This window comes from Devosia sp. UYZn731, from assembly GCF_040546795.1.
In the GTDB taxonomy this organism is placed as follows: Bacteria; Pseudomonadota; Alphaproteobacteria; order Rhizobiales; family Devosiaceae; genus Devosia.
Window position 1 is genome coordinate 1 of record NZ_JBEPOL010000009.1, and the last position, 18,951, is coordinate 18,951.

Annotated in this window: 26 protein-coding genes; 15 read left to right on the forward strand and 11 right to left on the reverse strand. The window is 58.2% G+C overall.

Going from position 1 to position 18,951, the window contains the following annotated elements; translation table 11 throughout:
* The first annotated feature begins 266 nt into the window (after positions 1-266).
* A complete protein-coding gene (locus tag ABIB57_RS20755; protein WP_354043371.1) occupies positions 267-530 on the forward strand; it encodes a helix-turn-helix domain-containing protein in 264 nt (87 codons plus the stop codon).
* The gene (locus ABIB57_RS20760; RefSeq protein ID WP_354043164.1) at positions 527-1,768 is read left to right on the forward strand and encodes a type II toxin-antitoxin system HipA family toxin; all 1,242 of its coding nucleotides are present in this window, start codon (positions 527-529) and stop codon (positions 1,766-1,768) included. The genes ABIB57_RS20755 and ABIB57_RS20760 overlap by 4 nt, the downstream gene beginning before the upstream one ends.
* Positions 1,769-1,949: 181 nt before the next feature.
* Here the strand turns inward: ABIB57_RS20760 and ABIB57_RS20765 are convergent, their stop codons facing one another.
* Entirely contained in the window at positions 1,950-2,888 is a 939-nt protein-coding gene (locus tag ABIB57_RS20765; protein WP_354043165.1) for an aldo/keto reductase, read from the reverse strand.
* A 98-nt stretch (positions 2,889-2,986) separates the two neighbouring features.
* Here ABIB57_RS20765 and ABIB57_RS20770 point away from each other — a divergent pair, with 98 nt between their 5' ends.
* Together ABIB57_RS20770 and ABIB57_RS20775 are read left to right on the forward strand one after the other, a co-directional pair.
* Complete coding sequence (locus tag ABIB57_RS20770; protein WP_354043166.1) at positions 2,987-3,808, forward strand: LysR family transcriptional regulator; 822 nt, start codon at positions 2,987-2,989, stop codon at positions 3,806-3,808.
* 193 nt (positions 3,809-4,001) lie between these two features.
* A complete protein-coding gene (locus tag ABIB57_RS20775) occupies positions 4,002-4,484 on the forward strand; it encodes a group II truncated hemoglobin (protein WP_354043167.1) in 483 nt (160 codons plus the stop codon).
* A gap of 68 nt (positions 4,485-4,552) precedes the next feature.
* On the opposite strand, the gene ABIB57_RS20780 is transcribed toward ABIB57_RS20775, so the two are convergent.
* Positions 4,553-5,128, reverse strand: a complete 576-nt coding sequence (locus ABIB57_RS20780; RefSeq protein WP_354043168.1) for a TetR/AcrR family transcriptional regulator — start codon at positions 5,126-5,128, stop codon at positions 4,553-4,555.
* 123 nt (positions 5,129-5,251) lie between these two features.
* On the opposite strand from ABIB57_RS20780, the gene ABIB57_RS20785 reads away from it, so the two are divergent.
* Together ABIB57_RS20785 and ABIB57_RS20790 are read left to right on the forward strand one after the other, a co-directional pair.
* On the forward strand, positions 5,252-5,632 hold the full coding sequence (locus ABIB57_RS20785) for a DUF4267 domain-containing protein (RefSeq protein ID WP_354043169.1): 381 nt from the start codon (positions 5,252-5,254) through the stop codon (positions 5,630-5,632).
* 1 nt (position 5,633) lies between these two features.
* Positions 5,634-6,005 (forward strand): DoxX family protein, encoded by a 372-nt coding sequence (locus ABIB57_RS20790; RefSeq protein ID WP_502914440.1) that lies wholly within the window; start codon positions 5,634-5,636, stop codon positions 6,003-6,005.
* Between the two features lie 49 nt (positions 6,006-6,054).
* Here the strand turns inward: ABIB57_RS20790 and ABIB57_RS20795 are convergent, their stop codons facing one another.
* On the reverse strand, positions 6,055-6,387 hold the full coding sequence (locus tag ABIB57_RS20795) for a hypothetical protein (RefSeq protein WP_354043170.1): 333 nt from the start codon (positions 6,385-6,387) through the stop codon (positions 6,055-6,057).
* Between the two features lie 256 nt (positions 6,388-6,643).
* Here ABIB57_RS20795 and ABIB57_RS20800 point away from each other — a divergent pair, with 256 nt between their 5' ends.
* The 3 genes from ABIB57_RS20800 to ABIB57_RS20810 are packed head-to-tail and all read left to right on the forward strand — an operon-like array spanning position 6,644 to position 9,331.
* Positions 6,644-7,633, forward strand: a complete 990-nt coding sequence (locus tag ABIB57_RS20800; RefSeq protein ID WP_354043171.1) for an NADPH:quinone oxidoreductase family protein — start codon at positions 6,644-6,646, stop codon at positions 7,631-7,633.
* 41 nt (positions 7,634-7,674) lie between these two features.
* On the forward strand, positions 7,675-8,013 hold the full coding sequence (locus ABIB57_RS20805; protein ID WP_354043372.1) for a YciI family protein: 339 nt from the start codon (positions 7,675-7,677) through the stop codon (positions 8,011-8,013).
* A gap of 10 nt (positions 8,014-8,023) precedes the next feature.
* A complete protein-coding gene (locus ABIB57_RS20810) occupies positions 8,024-9,331 on the forward strand; it encodes an RNA polymerase sigma factor (protein WP_354043172.1) in 1,308 nt (435 codons plus the stop codon).
* A 318-nt stretch (positions 9,332-9,649) separates the two neighbouring features.
* On the opposite strand, the gene ABIB57_RS20815 is transcribed toward ABIB57_RS20810, so the two are convergent.
* Complete coding sequence (locus ABIB57_RS20815) at positions 9,650-10,057, reverse strand: winged helix-turn-helix transcriptional regulator (RefSeq protein ID WP_354043173.1); 408 nt, start codon at positions 10,055-10,057, stop codon at positions 9,650-9,652.
* A 78-nt stretch (positions 10,058-10,135) separates the two neighbouring features.
* Here ABIB57_RS20815 and ABIB57_RS20820 point away from each other — a divergent pair, with 78 nt between their 5' ends.
* The 4 genes from ABIB57_RS20820 (at position 10,136) to ABIB57_RS20835 (ending at position 12,881) form a co-directional block, all read left to right on the forward strand.
* A complete protein-coding gene (locus ABIB57_RS20820; protein WP_354043174.1) occupies positions 10,136-10,978 on the forward strand; it encodes an NAD(P)H-binding protein in 843 nt (280 codons plus the stop codon).
* A gap of 132 nt (positions 10,979-11,110) precedes the next feature.
* Positions 11,111-11,476: a MarR family winged helix-turn-helix transcriptional regulator gene (locus tag ABIB57_RS20825; RefSeq protein ID WP_354043175.1), complete on the forward strand. Its 366-nt coding sequence runs from the start codon at positions 11,111-11,113 to the stop codon at positions 11,474-11,476.
* 63 nt (positions 11,477-11,539) lie between these two features.
* A complete protein-coding gene (locus tag ABIB57_RS20830; RefSeq protein ID WP_354043176.1) occupies positions 11,540-12,253 on the forward strand; it encodes a DUF8737 domain-containing protein in 714 nt (237 codons plus the stop codon).
* Between the two features lie 34 nt (positions 12,254-12,287).
* Complete coding sequence (locus tag ABIB57_RS20835; RefSeq protein ID WP_354043177.1) at positions 12,288-12,881, forward strand: NAD(P)H-dependent oxidoreductase; 594 nt, start codon at positions 12,288-12,290, stop codon at positions 12,879-12,881.
* Between the two features lie 105 nt (positions 12,882-12,986).
* Here the strand turns inward: ABIB57_RS20835 and ABIB57_RS20840 are convergent, their stop codons facing one another.
* From ABIB57_RS20840 to ABIB57_RS20855, 4 genes are all read right to left on the reverse strand, one after another.
* A complete protein-coding gene (locus ABIB57_RS20840) occupies positions 12,987-13,826 on the reverse strand; it encodes an SMP-30/gluconolactonase/LRE family protein (RefSeq protein WP_354043178.1) in 840 nt (279 codons plus the stop codon).
* A 99-nt stretch (positions 13,827-13,925) separates the two neighbouring features.
* The gene (locus tag ABIB57_RS20845; RefSeq protein ID WP_354043179.1) at positions 13,926-14,330 is read right to left on the reverse strand and encodes a GFA family protein; all 405 of its coding nucleotides are present in this window, start codon (positions 14,328-14,330) and stop codon (positions 13,926-13,928) included.
* Between the two features lie 66 nt (positions 14,331-14,396).
* Entirely contained in the window at positions 14,397-14,825 is a 429-nt protein-coding gene (locus tag ABIB57_RS20850) for an SRPBCC domain-containing protein (protein WP_354043180.1), read from the reverse strand.
* Positions 14,826-14,915: 90 nt separating this feature from the next.
* The gene (locus ABIB57_RS20855; RefSeq protein ID WP_354043181.1) at positions 14,916-15,323 is read right to left on the reverse strand and encodes a winged helix-turn-helix transcriptional regulator; all 408 of its coding nucleotides are present in this window, start codon (positions 15,321-15,323) and stop codon (positions 14,916-14,918) included.
* A 99-nt stretch (positions 15,324-15,422) separates the two neighbouring features.
* Here ABIB57_RS20855 and ABIB57_RS20860 point away from each other — a divergent pair, with 99 nt between their 5' ends.
* Both ABIB57_RS20860 and ABIB57_RS20865 read left to right on the forward strand, forming a co-directional pair.
* Entirely contained in the window at positions 15,423-16,331 is a 909-nt protein-coding gene (locus ABIB57_RS20860; RefSeq protein WP_354043182.1) for an NmrA family NAD(P)-binding protein, read from the forward strand.
* Positions 16,328-16,915, forward strand: a complete 588-nt coding sequence (locus ABIB57_RS20865) for a dihydrofolate reductase family protein (RefSeq protein WP_354043183.1) — start codon at positions 16,328-16,330, stop codon at positions 16,913-16,915. Before ABIB57_RS20860 ends, ABIB57_RS20865 begins: the two co-directional genes overlap by 4 nt.
* A gap of 80 nt (positions 16,916-16,995) precedes the next feature.
* Here the strand turns inward: ABIB57_RS20865 and ABIB57_RS20870 are convergent, their stop codons facing one another.
* From ABIB57_RS20870 to ABIB57_RS20880, 3 genes are all read right to left on the reverse strand, one after another.
* Positions 16,996-17,307 (reverse strand): hypothetical protein, encoded by a 312-nt coding sequence (locus ABIB57_RS20870; RefSeq protein WP_354043184.1) that lies wholly within the window; start codon positions 17,305-17,307, stop codon positions 16,996-16,998.
* 73 nt (positions 17,308-17,380) lie between these two features.
* Entirely contained in the window at positions 17,381-18,460 is a 1,080-nt protein-coding gene (locus ABIB57_RS20875; protein WP_354043185.1) for an RNA polymerase sigma factor, read from the reverse strand.
* A 21-nt stretch (positions 18,461-18,481) separates the two neighbouring features.
* A complete protein-coding gene (locus tag ABIB57_RS20880) occupies positions 18,482-18,931 on the reverse strand; it encodes a tautomerase family protein (RefSeq protein ID WP_354043186.1) in 450 nt (149 codons plus the stop codon).
* Positions 18,932-18,951 lie beyond the last annotated feature (20 nt).

Consider the following 18,951-nt stretch of genomic DNA (forward strand, 5'->3'; position numbering starts at 1 on the left):
GCCACTTGACCATCCCCGCACCGCGGGAAACTATCCTACAGGCGGGTCACTTCTCAATGACAACCCCGGGTCAGTTCCAGGCGACAATCAACACTGACTGCGGCCCACATGGTTAGTGCCCCATTATGCGGAGGGCGTGACTTGCACAAGATCGCCTTCAGACGAAGGACATAACTAATAAGAGATATTATCTTTTCCATTATGTGCGATTATCCCATATAATGGTCATTATGATATCCATTAAACTGAATTCACCTACTGACGCAATGCGTGGTGTCGCCGTTCGGGCGCGTCGTGCCAGGCTGGAGCAGAACCTCACTCAAAATGGACTGGCGTCTCGCGCCGGGGTAAGTATGGGTACGCTGAAGCTGTTCGAGACTTCCGGCAAGTCTTCTTTCGAGACGATCGTGAAGATCGCGTTCGCTCTCGGTGCCGAAGCCGAAATCGAAACGCTATTTCCTGACCGGCCTATCACCAGCATCGACGACGTGCTCGAGGCGGCACCACGCAAGCGAGGGCGGCGCAAATGAAACAAATCGACCATGTGGTCCTAGTTGACGTCAGCTTGGACGTTGGCGCCGACAAGTTGCCTATTGGACGCCTTGGATGGCGAACGGGGGAACGTCGCAGCTATTTCGAGTACAGCGAGGCAGCCCTCGACTCCAAGCTTGCACTTTCTCCCTTCGGCCTACCCCTGAAAAGAGGGGCTCAACCCGCACCGAATGCACCCTTCGATGGCATGCACGGCCTGTTCAACGACAGCCTTCCCGACGGATGGGGTCGTAAACTGCTGGACCGACGCATCCAGAAAATGGGCTATGACTACTCGACCCTTTCACCGATGGACCGGCTGAGCTTCGTAGGAAACACCGGCATGGGTGCGCTGCGTTATACACCTGTCGGCGAACTCGAAGAAGTTGAAGTCGGTGAACTCGATCTCGATTGGTTGGCCGAACAGGCAGAATTGGTCCAAGCGGAATCGCCGGCTGCCGACGTGGAACGATTGCAAGCGGCTCAGGGCGGGTCCGGTGGCGTTCGTCCCAAGGTCGTCATCGGTCTCAACCCCGATACCGGGCTTTCGATGGCTGACCGAAACCAAGGCCTTCCCGCCGGATTCGAACCATGGATAGTCAAGTTCCGTTCCGAACAGGACCCGAAGGAAATTGGGCCTGAAGAGTATGCCTATTCGTTGATGGCGAAGGCAGCGGGCGTGGAAATGCCCCCGACGAGGCTACTCCATGGCGGCAGCGGAGCCGCTTACTTTGCCGTGCGCCGCTTCGACCGGACATTGGACGGCCCCCTTCACATGCACACCCTGAGCGGCTTGCTTCATGCCGACCACAAGGCCCCTGAAGTCGACTACTCGGCACTTTTGAAAGCGACCCGTCTGCTGACACGGGACGAACGCCACGTCGACGTCATGGTGCGTCGTATGGCCTTCAACGTCCTTGCCCGCAACCGGGATGACCACTCCAAGAACCATGCTTTCCTCATGGCAGCCGACGCCAGCTGGTCTCCCTCCCCGGCCTATGACTTGACCTTTTCGCTCGGTCCGGGCGGTGAGCACAACATGGCGATTGCCGGTGAGGGCCGAAATCCGTCCTCAAAGCACCTCGTGGCCGAAGCGGTCAGAGCTGGCCTAACCGTCGCGCGCGCCAACCAGATAATCGATGAGGTGAAAGCGGCGATCTCGGTTTGGCGTGACCATGCCGCGCAAGCCGGACTTTCCGAGGAAAGAACGGAAGAGCTGGCGGCATTCCTCAGATGATCGCCTTAACATTCTAGTTTGGATTGCGGACGGCATAGTGGCTGACGATTGCCCGCGCCGCCGCTTGTGACGAATATCCTCGATTTCGATTCGCATAATATGCGGTACGGAACGTTGGTTTTTGCGCAATGCGGATTGGCAGCCTCGGCGCATTTCAGTCAGGGTCTAAGTCCCATTGCGCTTAAAGAGCCTGGGCAGTTAGGGCTTCCTGTGTGATTTCCGCTGCCTTGAGATAGTCGCGCAACCGGTCCACACTTCTGGTCGCAATCAGTGGGATGGTGTTGGCTTGCTGCATCAGCCAAGCCAAAACCACCTGATTAGGTGTGACGCCTAAAGCCTTTGCCGCCGCTTCCACCTTCAACAAACGCTTGCGATTGTCGGGTGTATCATAGCGCTCGGGCAGGGGGGCTCCTTCATAAACTCCGGTCAACAGTGTCGAATAGGCAACTAACGTCAGGTTGCCCCGAAAAGCCAGATAACCCGCCAGTTCAGTGGAAACGACTTTCTGCGGCCCCAAATCCGCCGATTGTTTCGGCTGCAAATAGGAGTGTCGTTGCTGCACAACTTGATAGGATGAGTAGCCCCTCGTGGCGCTGAGTTGGCGCGCTTCCTCGATGCGCCAGGAGGAATGATTGGAACAGCCGATTTCCCTGATCTTTCCCGATTTGCGAAGGGTTTCTAACGCCTCCAGTGTTTGCTCCGTCGGAACCTTTAAATCCTCGATATGGACATAATAGAGATCAATCTGGTCTACGCCCAGACGGTGCAGGCTCAGGTCAGCCGCTGCAGCGATTGCCTTGGCGCCGAGGCCCTCGGCGGCCTCGAAGCCAGATCCGGGCACGGTCGGCTGGGCGCCGACCTTGGTAGCGATGACAAGCTCGTCCCGATTGCCCCGCATCCCGATCCATTCACCCAGCAGGCTTTCGCTTTCGCCCCCTTTGCCACCCTCCGCCCAGAAGGCGTAATTATTGGAGGTATCGAGGAAGCGTCCTCCAGCTTCAAAGTAGGCATCGAGAACTGCAAACGCTGCGTCGCGAGCAATGGTGGTGCCAAATTCGAGACAGCCAAGACACATAGCCGAAACGTTTAAATCGGAGGAGCCTAGCTGAACGAATTTCATGGAGACCTCGTTGATTGGCCGCCGCTCGGGCTGGGACCTAGCCCGTTTTACGTCGCTCGATCTGTCATTACAATGAAATCCATTGTAATGTTCATTTCATGGATGAAACGAAGTTCGACTGGGACGACCTGCGCTTATTCCTTGCCGTGGCGCGGCAAGGTGGGTTGGCTGCTGCTGCCGCCTTAACTGGAAAGAGCCCGCCTACGCTAGGGCGACGCATGCTCAGCCTTGAACGTCGATTGGGCCTGGACCTGTTCGAACGCCTGCCGCGTGGCTATGCGCTGACCGAGCAAGGTAAAGACCTGTTGGCTAAGGTCGCCGAACTCGAAGGCCAACTGACACTGCTGTCCACCGCTAATGGACGGGTGGCCGCGCCGGTTGTCAAAGTCTCAGCGGGAACCTGGACGACCCATTTGTTGTGCCAGCGCGTGACTGATTTGGTAAAAGACGATTCCATCGCCTTGCGATTTATCGCGGCCGACCAGGTGCTCGATATCGGTCGGCGCGAAGCAGTGATTGGCATCAGAAATCAACGGCCTGAACAACTAGACCTTGCTGGAAGGCGCGTCGGGAAAGTGCAGTTTGCGGTCTATGCGGCCGACAGTAAGATCTCGTCTTGGGTACGGGTCATAGGTTCCACGCCGTCGGCCAAATGGCTCCTGAGTAAGACTAGCGGCGCGCAGGCTATGGAAGTGACCAACCCTCGCAATGCGCTCGATCTCGCGCTTGTCGGCGCGGCTCGCGCCGTGTTGCCCACCTTCATCGGCGATGCTCAGCACGGACTGCAGCGAGTGACGCCAGCGATCGATGACCTCGAACATGAACAATGGCTGGTTACGCATCATCAAGACCGCTTCCTGCCTGAAGTCCGGCGGACCGTCGACCGGGTGTACGCCACTTTGCGGGCGGCGGTCCAGTAAAGCGGCGAAGGGCGATACGGCTCATTTATGTTTGTCGCTGGGGCGTCTCTATGTCTTAAATATCGAATACTTGGTCCGATCGTGCATGGTTGCGCCGTCGGCAACCATCCTCGCCAGCAAACGTCATGCTTCACTCAACACCTGTCCAACTGGGCAGTTGACAGGGTGACACATCACGAACACTTTTAATGCCATGTCGAACACTCCAAAAGTGCCGTCGCTCTATGAATGGATTGGGGGGATCGAAGCCCTCGAAAAACTCATCGGCGAATTCTACGGCCGAGTCAGGCTAGACGAAATTATCGGTCCCGTTTTTTCCAAGATGGGCGCCGACCATCCACAACACGTTGCTGCCTTTATCGGCGAGGTCCTTGGTGGACCGCCGGTTTATTCTTCTAATTTGGGCGGTCATTCCGAGATGATCCGCCACCATCTAAATCGCCACCTGACTGAGCAACAGCGACGTCGGTGGCTATCTCTTTTGCTGGATACCTACACCGACTTGGGTCTCCCAAGTGACCCAGAATTTGCGTCTGCGCTTGTTGGCTATCTGGAGTGGGGGAGTCGTTTGGCTGTTCTGAACTCCCAAGCGGGGGTCTCTGAGCCGAGCGCTTCGCCGATGCCAAAATGGGGCTGGGGCGAGGTTAAGGGCCCCTATATCACTGGAGGCGACTGACCGTAAATTTTGGTTTAGAGGCGAACCAAAAGATCGCATCGTGCGGGACCTACGCACCACTTCCTTTGTTACGCTTTGGCGGCAACGATCGCCTGAGCAACAAGCATGATGCGCTGGTCGCGCAGGTCAGGGCGGATGCGGTTGGATCGTTCGAGTTCCGCAAGGCCGTGTAGGGCAGCCCACAGAGTCTCCGCGACAACTTCGGCATGATCGCAAAATGGGGCGACAGCAACGGTGATCGCGTCAAAGCCAGCCCTCAGCTCCTGTCTTGTCTCAGCGTCTCCGAATAGCAGTCCAGTTGGAAGCACAAACATCGCCTCGTAAAGCGCGGGGCGACTCAGCGCAAAGTCGAGATAGGTAGCAGATGTCCGCAACAGGGCGTCTTGGGGTGAGGCCGCCTTGGCCACCGCTTCCCCCAGTTGGGCCGCAAGTTCACTGAACCCCTGCAGGGCAACGGCGGCGACGATGTCGTCACGATTGGAGAAATGCGCGTAAAGGACCGGCTGACTGTATTCAATTTCCCTGGCGAGGCGCCGAATCGTAACCGCCTCCCAGCTTTCGGCTTCGGCAATCTGGCGGGCAGTTGCGACAATGAGCGTTTCGCGTTCCGCTTTCTCCCTGCCCTTTCGCTCTGCAATACCCATGTCCGCGCTCCTGGCCAAACCGAATGTTATTGCCAGGGATTATAGCGCCGATTGACAATCTAGCAACGATTGAAATATTACTAGCGGCGCTAGGACAACGATCTTCGTTAGAAAGAGTATATCATGACGTGGTTTGTAATGGGGGGTGCCTTGGTTGTGGCGCTGGCAATCATAGCAATCGGCATAAGCTACCTGGCCAATCCGATCGCGATGGCAGGCGGCTTCGGGCTGCCTCTTCCGGGAGACGGCACGAACGTGCCTTGGTGGCTCCGGCTCAAGGGCGTGCGCGATGTTGTTTCGGGAACGCTGGTTATCGCCTTCATGATCTGGGGGAGTTCTACCAATGTCGGTATCGTATTGGCAGTCGAAGCGATGATCCCCTTGGGCGACATGCTGCTCGTTTTGGCGGCGAAAGGTTCCACGGGGCGCGCGCTTGGCATTCACGGCACAACAGCTGCCTTCATGATCGTGATTGCAATCTTGATGCTGACGGGAGTGCGCTGAGATGATTCATGTGCTTGCACTGTGGTTCTTGGTCGTCGCCTTCGCCGGGGCGGGCCTGGGCAATGTCGTAAGCGTTCGCAGAGCGTCTAGCGATTTTTCGCGCTGGGGCTATCCGCGTAGGTGGGGGTTGGCGACCGGCCTCCTGGAAATCGTTGACGCGCTACTCTTGTGGTTGCCCGCCAGCCGCATTTTCGGTTTAATGTTGGGGGCCGGCAGCTGCAACGGTTTTGCGTCACCGCGTACCCGCCCATCTTGCCCCACTCAGCGTCTTCTTTACACTGATTGGGCTTGTAGCGCTCACCTCTTGACGCGCGTCAGCGCTCGATCACTTGGCAGTGGACCACCACGGTCAATTATGAAGCGCGGGGAATAGCTTCGTTCTGGAACACATCGGCCATTTCTCGCCGGGCAAACAGGTTGCGTCAATTGACCCAGGTGCCCAGGTTGGTCGAGACGGTGACATCGGGCGAGGTGGTGACGATGCGGTTGGCCAGATTGCTGTCGGTCTTGGCAATGGCGTCGAGAATCTTGCCGACGGCGGTTTGGGTTGAGGTCGCGCCGGTGCCGACAAATTGCGGACCGATGGTATTGATCTGTGGTGAGGTTAGGCGACGACTTTTGGTGGCGTTGAAGGGCACCTGCGCGAGAAAGGCTTCTGTGGCGTCCGGATCGGCAATGCCTTCGAAACTGTCCCATTCATGGCCGTCGCGAACTTGCATCGACTGGCGCAGGATATCCATCTGCGCCGAGGTCATCTGGTCGGCGTGATTATCCTTGTGGCCGGCGAGCGGGGTCGCCCAGCCCTTGACAGTATAGGCGATGAATACGATGGGCGGATCGCTGCCGGCGGCTTCAAATTGTTCGAGCAGGCTGGGACCTGAAAGCGGTCGTTAAATGCGTCTGGCAACAATTTTCGCTACCGCCGATCAAAATAGCCCGGCCTCAATCGTCATTGCTGTATGGGCGCAAACCAAGGCGCCTGATACCGAACCGGAATAAGGCGATTTTCCTATGAGCATTCCAGCCGCCATGCGTGGCCTTCAACAGACCTCCCTCATTGGCCCGCAAGACTTGCGGATGATTGTAGACTTGCCTGTACCGGCGCCCGGCTTCGGCGAGGTCCTGATCCGCGTCATTGCGGCAGGTGTAAATGTAGCCGACCTGTCGCAGGCCTATGGCAACTTTCGAGGTGGTCCGCAGCCACCCTATATCGCCGGGTTCGAAGGTGCGGGCGAAGTTGTAGCCGTAGGCGAAGGCGTGACTGGTCTCTCGCCTGGGGCGCGTGTCATCGGCGTGGGACACGGCGCCTTTGCTGAATACATGGTCCTGCCGGCAGTCGCCGCTGTACCCGTTCCCCAAGGCTGGAGCGATGCACAGGCGCTCGGACTTGTCGTTAATCTGCCCACGGCCTTGGCAACGCTGAAGCTTGGAGGGCTTGCTCGCGGACAGACGGTGCTGGTTCATGCGGCTGCCGGCGCAACCGGCCAAGCGTCGGTAAAGATCTCCAAGCACTACGGTGCTACCGTGATCGCTAGCGCCTCCGCTCCCAAACATGAAGTCGTCCGCGCCTTAGGAGCGGACCACATTCTTGACTCGAAAAATTCAGACATTGCCGCTGAAGTTCTGCATCTAACAAGCGGGGGCGGCGTTGATCTCGTCCTCGAATCGGCAGGCGGTGCTACCTTCGAGGCCAGTCTGGCATCGGCAAAACGCGTCACCGGAAAGGTCGTCGTGTCCGGCCTGCCCGGCGGGGAAGCCACGCTCAGCAACTGGGACTTGGTGTATCGGCATCAGGTACACGTGATCGGATTCAACATCGGTATGTTGATCTGGGCAGCTCCGCAACTGTTCGGCGAAGTCATGGACGAGTTGTTTGGCTTGATCGGGGCCGGCGTTCTGTCTCCTGGTCAGACGACAGTGTATCCGCTTGCTGACGGGCCAAAGGTTCTGGCAGCTTTGGAAAACCGATCCAGTATTGGTAAGCTGGGTCTGCGGCCCTGACGCCTAAGTCGCGGCCAACTCGAGGATGAATCGTGCAGTACATGCTCTTAGTCTACTGGACCGAAGCCGAACACGCGGCTGCTTCTGATGGGCAGAAGGCGGAGAGTTTTGCGGCCTACACAGCCTATGCCGAAGTGCTGCGGCAGTCTGGCGCGCTGGTTACATCCGCTGGACTACAGCCCTCTTCGACGGCAACCGTTGTGCGCGCGCCCGACAGTCGCCCGGCCCTTTGGGATGGGCCCTATGTCGAGAGCAAGGAGCAATTGGGCGGTTACTTCGTCATTGATGTTCCCGACCTCGATGCCGCCATCGCCTGGGCCGTGCGGTGTCCCGGCGCGCAGCGTTACGCGGTAGAGGTGCGTCCTCTGATGGTCTACTAAGCCGCCTTCGATGTCGGGCAGGGACCATGACAGCGCAGTCGATATCACCGAAGCGGTTACCCGTCGAAGTTATGGCAAGCTCGTGGCCATTCTCGCTGCCCGAACCGGTGACGTGGCTGGAGCGGAGGACGCCCTTTCAGATGCTTTTACGTCCGCCCTCGTTGACTGGCCACGGAGCGGCCTGCCCCAAAACCCCGAGGCGTGGCTGCTGTCCGCCGCGCGACGCAAGCAGATCGATACAGGGCGTCACAGCAAGGTCAGCACCGCTGCGACCGACCATCTGCAACTCATGGCAGACGAGCTGCAGTCAATGGCGAACGACAGGCAGCCAATATCCGACGAACGGCTCGCCCTGATGTTCGCGTGCGCACACCCGGCAATCGAACCAGGCATCCGCGCGCCCTTGATCTTGCAGACCATTCTAGGCTTCAACGCTCAGACAATCGGCTCTGCTTTCCTGGTTGCGCCAGCGACCATGGGGGCACGGCTGTCGCGAGCAAAGAACAAGATCCGCGCCGCCGGCATTCCATTGCGTGTTCCAGATCGTGCAGACCTGCCCGAGCGCCTAGCAGATGTGCTTGGGGCCATCTACGGAGCCTATGCCTACGGATGGAGCGATCCCGCCGGCATTGACGGCAGCGTCCGAAATCTCGCCGAGGAGGCAATATGGCTGGGCCGGCTGATCACCAAGGTACTCCCAAGGGAACCAGAGGCACTCGGCCTTCTCGCCCTGATGCTTTATTCACAGTCGCGGCTCAATGCCCGCCGGGATCGCCAAGGCGAATTCATTCCACTCGCCGAACAGAAGGTCACGGAGTGGAACAAGACAATGATTGTCGAGGCCGAGGGTCTGCTGCTCAGTGCCAGCACACTTGGCGCTTTCGGTCGCTATCAACTGGAAGCGGCAATTCAATCGGCACATATAGCGGGACGCCGTGGAGGCGCCACAGACTGGCCGGCAATCGAACGCTTCTACGATGCACTTTGCGCAATTACGGATTCGCCCGTCACCTCCATTAACCGCGCCATCGCCATCGCAGAAACGCGCGGTGCGTCTGAAGGCCTGGCAGCAATGCCGGTGCCCCTCGCAGGGGACCGGCTTAACGAGTACCAACCTTATTGGGCGGCACGCGCGGAACTGTTAATACGCCTGTGCGATTTCGACGCCGCGAAAGAGGCCTACGGAAGAGCTATCGGCCTGGAAGCTGACCCTTCCGTGCGCCGGTTCCTCCAAACGAAGAAGGCCAATCTGGAGAGACGGGCGGACTCACATTCCCGGCGAAGCTTCTCGCTACGCGCTTTTGACCGCATCGAATGATGTCAATCTCTCTGTTTCCTCCCCGAAAGCCGACAGTCTCCTTCCACCCGATCATGCCGCTACCAGCTTGGCCCATGCGGTGGCAGCAGCCGACCCTTTTTCGGTCGTGCGTGCCCGAGGCCCGAATTCCTAAAGCGGCCTTTCGTCTTTGTGATGGGACGTCCGTTTCTCGCACCATTTCAGCCGTGATCCAGGCCAGCGCAGTATGGCGGGTGAATCCCGATGCAATCGGGCTTTTAGCCGTCGTGTGGTGGCTTCTCATGCGAACGAAATTGGCGGAGTTACTGGAAAAGGCGTGAAAAATGGTCTGTTAGTTCATCACACGAGAGGCGTTAACGGGAATCTATTTAATCCGATTACCGAGCGATCGGCCCGAGGCCCGCGAGACTGCAGATAGCTGGTGCCAAACTCGCCAAGCGCGCGGAATGTCGCCGTCAAGCCGGCCCCCAACTCCGTCAATTTGTAAACATCGCCTTTGCCATCAACGGCGGGAGCGCGCGCCAACAGGCCCGCATAGTCCAGCTCGCGCAGGTTGCGCGTCAGTTCCTTGGGCGCAATGGAGTCAACATGGCGCAGCAAAGCGCCGTATCGCAGCGGCCCATGCAGGTAGAGCGGACGTAAGATCGGCAGCTTCCATTTTCCCGACAAGACGGTGATTGCCGTGCCCACCGGGCAGTTTTGCGCCAGGTCCGCACTGACCGGATCCATAGCTTGAAATGCGGTCATTTCCAGGTACCTCGCGGTTCGTTGAGCCTCATCTACGCCAAAGATAGGACTGGCCCATCGAAAAGCAAAGGAATGACCATGAGCAAAACCATCCTCGTCCTCGGCGCCACCGGCAAGATCGGCCGTCGGCTTCTGCCTATCCTGAAGCAACAACACGCCGCAGAGGTCAGGGCCGCCAGTCGTTCCGCCAGCGCGGGGTATATCCCGTTTGACTGGCATAATCCGCAAAGCTGGACATCGGCAGTGACGGGGACCGATGCCGTCTTTCTGATTGGCCCGGAAATGGTCGAAGACCCGTCCGACCAGATTGGCGCCTTGCTCGACCTGGCCAGCAAGCACGGTGTGACAAACGTCGTCGCCGTCAGTTCGCTGGGAGTAACCTTTCCGAACGAACCGGCAAACTCGGGACGGCTGAAGGTCGAGGCGGGTATCAAAGCGTCGGGCCTGACCTGGACCATCTTGCGCCCCGGCGGGTTTCACCAGAATTTCAGCGAAGGATTCTTCGCACCCGGAATTCAGGCAGGCATGGTGCAGACCGCCACTGGCTCCGGCAAAGCGGCGTTTATCGACGCCGGAGACATCGCGGCCGTGGCGGCCATCGCACTTTCTGGCACGGGACACGAAGGGCAAATCTACGCCCTCACCGGCCCGCAGGCATTGTCCTTTCCCGAGGCGGTGGAGATTGTTGGCGCGGCAATGGGGCGCAAACTCGCCTATAGCGCACTGCCCGAGGACGCATTTCGCGCCATGATGATCGGCTTCGGCCTGCCAGCAGGATTTGCCGACGTGGTGGTCAGAGATCAGATCGCCATCCGGGACGGCTATGCCGCCGATACAACTGCCACAGTTGCTGAGATAACCGGCAAGCCCGCCGTGTCATTTGCGGAGTATGCCGCAACCGCATTCCACCGAGCCGACTGAACGCTGCGCAAGGGCTCTGCGGTAGTCGTTGCCAAACACCAGCGTCGGCAACGAATATCGTGGGCCGTTGATGCACTGGCTCCTACGCGCCCGCCGTTGACATAGCACATTACGTGCAGATACACCTATTACATGAACGCGCCCGATGATTTCGCCGAATGCCAAAGCTGCCGCTGCGCCGCCGCGCGCAGGCAGGCCCATAAACTGACACGGCGTTACGACGCGGCGTTGCGGCCACACGATTTGAACATCGAGCAATTTACGCTTCTGGTAAACCTCATCGTCGGCGGACCAACGCCAATAGCGCTGCTGGCGGAACGGCTTGGCCTCGAACGCACAACCCTGACGCGCAATCTTGCGGTGGTCTCAAAGCGCGGATGGATCGACATCATGCGCGGCGAGGACCAGCGTGAGCGCGTCGTGGTGATTTTGCTCGCCGGACAGCAAAAGGCCGATGATGCAAGGCCAGCGTGGAAGCGCGCACAGGCAGCGGCCTGAACGACAACAAAGCCGCCCAACGACGACATAAAGAGTGTATATGCACCTAATTGGAGAAGCACGATGCAGAGTCTTGCGGTTTGGGCGTGGGGCACTTTGCCGGTCGCCATCGTTTTTAACGTGGCCATGCTGACGCTCAGTCTAGCTGACCGTCACCGATGGGCCGTAGTCGGTCTGGCGGCCGGTGCAGCTCTGTGGGTTGGCGCCCAACTTGGGTTGGCCGCCGGTGGCATTTTTTCCGGCGACATGGCGCGGCAGGTCCCGGTCATTGGCGTTGTGGTCTTGATCCCGCTGGTCACGCTTGCTCTGGCGGTGGCGTTCAACCCGACCGTGCGCCAATGGGCCCTCGAACTGCCGATGCAGGTTCTGGTCGGCCTGAACGTGCTCCGGGTTTTCGGCGCATTTTTCCTGTTGCTGGCGCTGCACAATCAAATGGCCGGTCCGTTTCCCTATTCAGCCGGATGGGGCGATGTCATCACCGGCATTGTCGCGGCGCCACTGGCGCTAGCCATCGCCCGCGGTCGGGCAAGTTCGGGCGCGATCTGGACCTGGACCCTGTTCGGAACCGCAGATTTGCTCGCTGCCGTATTTCTCGGTACCATCACCTTCAATGGCGGACCCGGACAATTGCTGGTCACCGGCGCCGGATCAAACGCCATTGGCGTTCTGCCCTGGTCCCTGATTCCAACAGTCCTGGTGCCGTTCTATCTGGCAACGCACGGCATCACCTTCCTGCAACTCAGCGTCCGCCCGCCCGCCGTGCTGAAGTCGGCATGAAGGCAACAGCAGGACACCAATTGCGGCCCTCTGAATGAACATCATCGCACCGCGCCACATCCTCCTCGTCCTGGCCCATCCGCAACCAACCAGCCTGTGCAGCCATCTTGCGCAGACTGTTATCGTCGCACTGCGCGATTTGGGATGGAGCGTCGATGTCCTCGACCTTTACGGCGAGGGGTTCGAAGCGGCGATGAACAGGGAGGAGCGGAGCGCTTACTATAGCCACGCCGCCCGCGCCGCGTCTGAACATCAGGCGCGACTGGTCGCGGCGACGGACCTGGTGCTGGTGTTCCCGACCTGGTGGTTTTCTTTTCCTGCCATTCTAAAGGGCTGGTTTGATCGGGTCTGGGCGCCCGGCGTGGCGTTTGCGCACGGAACGCCAATCACACCGCTCCTGACGGGCCTCAGAAGTTGCACCGTAGTCACGACCATGGGCTCGCCCTGGTGGGTGGATCGCATTGTGATGCGTCAGCCGGTGCGCCGAGTGCTCAAGACCGCCATTCTTGGTGCCTGCGCACCGAAGGCGCGTTTTCGGATGCTGACACTCCACGATGCGGAAGCCGTGAGACCGCGGCGCCTCGCCGCATTTGAACGGCGGATGATTGCAGCATTGCGGCAGCTTTAGCGGCACTCAATTCGTACCAGCGAGACGCTATAAACGATGGCCAGGAGTGGGATCTGCACCATATTGTGGCGCCTTCAGACCAAATCCGAGCGGCGGACCGAGCTATTACCGTCTCGGAAACCCGGCATGCGGTACCGCGACGGGTGTCGACAAGAGCCGCCCAGTGCGCTGAGACGGATCGATTTTGCCGTTCCACTCGTTGGCCGCAATATACAGGGTTTTGCCATCAGACCCTCCCAGCATGCAGGCAAAAGCCATGCGGTCAAGAGGCACTGTATCCAGCACAGCGCCACCTTCAGAGATGCGCAGGCAGCGCTTGCCTGAGCTGGCCCAAATCGCACCCTCGGCGTCGATGCAGATGCCATCGCCTCCCTGTCCGTCGATTTGCGCCCAAAGCCGCTGGTTTGACAGCGTCCCGTCGCGTGCAATGTCAAATGCGGTCAATCGCCCGTTGTAGGATTCTGCGCAGATCAACGTTTTGCCGTCCGGGGTGATCACCATGCCGTTCGGAAAAGCCAATTCCCCTTGCTGGCGGATTATTTCGCCATCTGGCGTTACCAGGACGATGAAGCCGGGACTGAAATCGCCGCCGGGGAACTGGAAATTGATGTTGTTGAGATAAATATGCCCGGCGTCATCAATGACGATCTCGTTGTAACTGAATGGCGCCTCTGACAGATCGGCGAAATCCGTCACCTGACCGTCAGCAAGTATCTGCAATTTGCGGGCGGTGGAATTGACAACGAAGCACCTGTTACTGGCATCCCAGTCAAAGGAGAGAGGCAGGGACTGGATTTTCGCCATGGTCTGGCTAGTGCCGTTGTCATCCACAGCGTAGATAGCGCCACCCAGCCAATCGGCAAACCAGATGCGCCCGTCGTGCCAACGCGTGCATTCGCCCATGATAATATCGGTCTTGAGCGTTGTAATGTTGTGATCGGTCAATGCCGCCTCCGTATCCTGAACAATGTCGGACCAGTCGGCTCCATTTCGACACGTCGCCAGAGATTTTTCAGCGAAGTGAGCCACGAGGCGACAGCAACCTCACAAATGGCGAATTTCGGCAGGCTGGCGATCCCAGCGGTCATGCAGGCCGTCTTCGTATTTGATCGGGGCGGACATCACCGCATCCATATCAATCGCATCCAGCGCGACCACGCTGACGTTGTAGTATTTGCGGGAAACATCGGGAAGCTCGACATATTCGTAGGGCCTGATACCGCATTTTTGGCAGAAATAGTGATGGGCGACTCCTGATCCAAATACGTAATCCGCACGGTGCTCCTCGACACCAAGCGACCTAAAATCCTCGACGTCGACCTTGAATGACCAGAAGCGAGCCTTCGCGCAGACTGAACAGTTACATTTGTCGCTCCCCGCCGCGACATCGATATCCGCCTCGAACCGCAGCGCCCCGCAATGGCACCCGCCGCTATAGGTCTGCTTCACGACAATCTCCCTTCATCGTCTCTGACCAATGCCGGAACCAGCTGTGCCAACTGCGGATCATGACACTCAAGTGGTCTCGGCGGCCTTCTTCAACCCCTCGAGCATCATGGCGTACATTTTCTTGAATTCAGCCTTAGTTTTTTCATCATAGGTCTTTTGCTTGCCGCGGCCGAACTGCTCAAGAATGACCCGGCTGTGCACTCCTTCGGGCACAATCTGGTATCGAAGGAAATTGTAACTCTCGGGACGTTCCTCGGTCCGAGACCAATGCGTGAAGCTCAATTGCTTCGGTGCGGTAGCGGATTCGATCTCGCCGTAGTCGGAAAATGGCTTGCCGTTCCATTCGCCATGCAGGCGGTATTTGGAGCCAGGCGCCCAGTCGGTATCCATCGTGGCGCCCATAAACATCGGCGATGTCGCGTTGGTCATCGCCCGCCAAACCGTCTCGGCGTCTGCGTTAATTGTGGTCTGAACTTCTACGATCGGTGTGTCCATTTCATCCTCCTCGACTTCATCACTGAACAATGCGCTAGCGGAGTCCCAGGCTCAGCACGCCTCATTTTGGCATGCCCGCCCGTGGCTCCGTCATCCACCCCGCAGGTAGGTTTGCAGCTGTTGGACAGCGTCGCTTCCACCTTGCTTCATAGTTTCCGCGATCCGTCCCAAGTCTCGATCAGCCTTGCGGTGCTTGCTGCCCCAAAAACCCAGCTCAACCAGAATTGGCAACAATTCAAGACCTGCTTCCGTCAGGCGATAAATGACTTTGAGACCGTGTCCAGGGTCGTCATGGCGCGAAATAATGCCTTCTTGCTGCAGGGACTGCAGGCGTTCGGCCAGCGTTCTGGACGAAATTCCCTCATCGGACTGAAGAAACTCCCTGAAATGGGTTTTTCCAGCAAAGGCCATGTCCCGAATGAGGAGCAGCGTCCATCGGTCTCCGAGCAACTCAAGGGACAGATTAATCGGGCAGCCGGATCGTTCACTGGTCGACATTCTGCCATCCCATAAGTCTATGGTTTATCATTGCAAGCGTTCCGCCTTCATGTCAATGCTTCCAAATGTAAAGCATATTGTTGCATTAGGAGAACAGGCATGCCCAATTGGACTGATCACCAGGTTGCCGACGCAACCGGAAGGGGCAAAACCGTCGTCGTCGGTGCCACCAGCATCGTCGGCGCCGCGGTCGTCGCAGAACTCGAATCGATGGGTCAAAGCGTAAGCCGGGTTTCGCGCGGCCTTGGCGTGGCGCTCGACGATGCCCCAGCGCTGGCGGAGGCTTTCCAGGGCGCCACCGCTGCCTTCATCATGATTCCATTCGATGTCGTGGCGCCGGACCTGAGGCAATTTGAGGAGATGGCAATATCAAGTTTGATCACCGCCATTGCTGCAGCAGAACTGCATCGCGTGGTTTTGCTCAGCGGCCTGAACGCCCATCTCAAGATGGGAACCTCGCTGGGTGCGGCGATAATGGAAGATAAGATCGACGCCCTCAAACTGGCCGTGGTCGTGCATTTGCGTGCCGGCTTCTTCATGGAAAACTTCGTCAACGGCATGGGTTTTCAAGATCAGGCGCAGACCGGAACGTTTGCAACGCCGTTTCGAGGCGATTTGCCGATGCCGCTCATCGCAGCGGCAGATGTCGGCAGATATGCGGCACGGCTGTTATCCGCAACGACCTTGCCGGCTCACCGCATAATCGAGCTGCACGGAGGCGGACACTACACGATGGAGCAGGCAACAAAGATACTGGGTGCTGCAGTTGGTCGTCATTTGCGCTATCAGCACGTGTCGCTGTCTGACGCCACGGACGGCATGATCGCCAGCGGAATGTCAGCAAGTTTTGCCGATGCTTTGATGGAAACCGCACGCAGCTTCAACCAGGGTGAGGTGTGGGCTCTAGAGCCGCCGATGCCAGGCAACACCACCCCGACCACCCTGGAGACCTGGGCCCAGAGCACGACCCTGACCCCAACCCGGTCGCTGATTGGAGATACGTTGTGAACAAGCTCATACTTCAAATGCAGATGTCTGTGGACGGTTTTGTCGGTGGCGATGGGCAGCATCGCTGGCAGCTGTGGGACTGGGTTGGCGAATGTCCTTGGGACGACGAACTGAAGCGAGATTTCAACGCCACCTTGGCCTCTATCGGCACCATCCTGTTGAGTCGAAAGCTGGCCGAACAGGGTTACCTCACGCATTGGGCCAACGCCGCCAAGAAATTTCCACGAGATAGCTTTTATGCCTTCGCGCAGCAGATCACGTGCGTTCAAAAAGTGATTTTGAGCCGCACCCTTGAAACCTCGGCGTGGAACCGCACAAGAATTGCCAAAGGCGATATCGCCAACGCGGTCGAGGGCCTGAAACGCAATGATGACGGCGACATAATCGCGTTCGGCGGCGCCGGGTTAGCCGCCTCGCTCATTGCGGCGCGTATGGTGGACGAATACCAGCTTTTCATCAATCCGGCGGTGCTGACGACTGGTGAACGACTGTTCGACACGACCGGGTTTCAGAATCTGGATCTTGTTGGATCCAAGTCTTATGACTGCGGCATGGTCGTCAATCGATATAAAAACCGCCGCTAGCGGCACCAACGGTTTGCAGGGCTGCCCACCGAGCAGTTTGGGGCAGACCTGCATGAAGGCTCATAAAATACGAAAGAGGGTCACTCGCTGCCGGTCTGATCAAAACCATATCGGCCGACGATTTTGGCGGACCGGAATTCCGGACCGGTTTCGCGGAGCGCCTTCCCTTCATTCGCGAACTTTGAAAACGCCGGAAATTCGCTGATCGGGCGCGGCGCTGCGCTCTCGTCAACGATGTGCAGAAACCCACCGTCGTCGAGCGCGATGACCATGTAATTGATGCCGTCTGGCCGCTCCTCATGAAGTTCTGCCAGAACACTGCCGATCAAAGCGAGGTTATCGGCGGCCGCACCCGGCAACGTTTTGTAGCTGACAACATTGATTTTATGCATAGTTACGCTCCTGAATAAGGGCGATTGTTCGCCGATCCAGTAGATACGCAGCTCGTTGCCCCGGGATACGAAGCTACCGTCCGAGATCGAAACGTCTGGCGGCCGCGACCTGACCCAGCATCCACGGCATCATCGAGAAGTCCCGGACCTGACCAATCAGTCCATCTTTGCCTCCCACCAGTCGCACCGCCGCATATAGCGTCCAGGCACCATCACGCAGCATGTGGATCGACACGACCGGTTCATCTTCAATGTGACCGAGTTCGGCACCGAAAGACCGCGACGAATCTGAATACCAGCCAAGGTAAGGTGCATCGTTCAGGGGGCCTGCAAAGTGGTCGGCGACGCGAAGTTTGGCGTCTGCAGCGATCATGTCACGCAAGCCATCCCAATCCTGATTATTAAACCGATCAATATACTTTTCGATCAGCGCAACGTCCTGCGAATGGGCAAAGTAGGAGGCTGGTTTGTCTGCCAGCGTCGCCAGTTTTGTGCGGCCACGATGCAGCGCGGACTTTACGCCACCTTCTGACGTGTCCAATATCTGCGCCGCCTCTCCAAGCGAATAATCAAGCACGTCCTTAAGCAGCACACAGGCACGCTCCATTGGCGGCAGCGCTGTGATCATACGCTCAATAGCCCGGTCCAACCCTTTGCCCACCGGCTCGATCGGCTGAACTATCGCGTCCACATCGAACAGGCCGATCCGCACCACGTCACTGCCACGCCGACGCAGAAAATCGATGCTTCGATTGTGCGCAATCCGAAACAGCCAGGGTCGAAGCGGTCGCGTTTCATCAAACTGTTGGCGTTTGCTATAGGCCTCAAACACCACCTCCTGTGCGATGTCCTCGCCGTCAAGCATCGACCCCACCATTCTCGCACAGTATCGTTGCAGGGCAGGCCGCAGATGCCGCAGCGCCTCCAGATATGCTCGATAGTTGGCGTCGAATGAACCGACAAAATCCAGTTCGCTGATTTCGTTCATGGCCTCGGGCCCCACTTTATCTTGCAACAAGATGCGCACCGCGCTCACCGGAGCATCAACGCGGCTCTTACGACTATCGTTGTTCCTTCGAACGGCCTGCAACGTTGATGCCAGCGGGTTTGGCAGTGAACCCACATTCGTCGAGACGTGGTGATGGGGCGGCATGTCCGCCCCATCACCACAGTTTTACATTACTTCAGTCACCATTGGATTTTCAAAGGCCAGCGTTCCGTCAAGCGCGGCATTTTCCAGCCCGACTTCGTGGATGAAGACCAGGACCCACTTTGTCGAAATCACCTTGCCACTCGGCAATGGCACATCTTCACTGCTCGGATCGTAGGCCTCAACAAGCGCTTCGGTGATCTCTTTGGCCAACCGACGCTTGCCATCCACAGTCACGCCGGGAGGTGCCACGATGTTGCAGATCGTGCGGACAGGCTCCATGTCGAGACGGCCATCCTGGCTAACGCTGTCCAGCGACCACTCGCGCAGAAAAACTCGTGTATCGGGGATTGGCCAGGCACCGTGAATTGCAGAGAAGAGACTTTTGACGAGTTTTCGCCTGGCATCGACCGCAATGCCGGGAGGGACATCGATATAGGCTATTGGCATGTGTTCATTCCATTTCAGTTGCATGAACTGATCTGCAGTTGGCC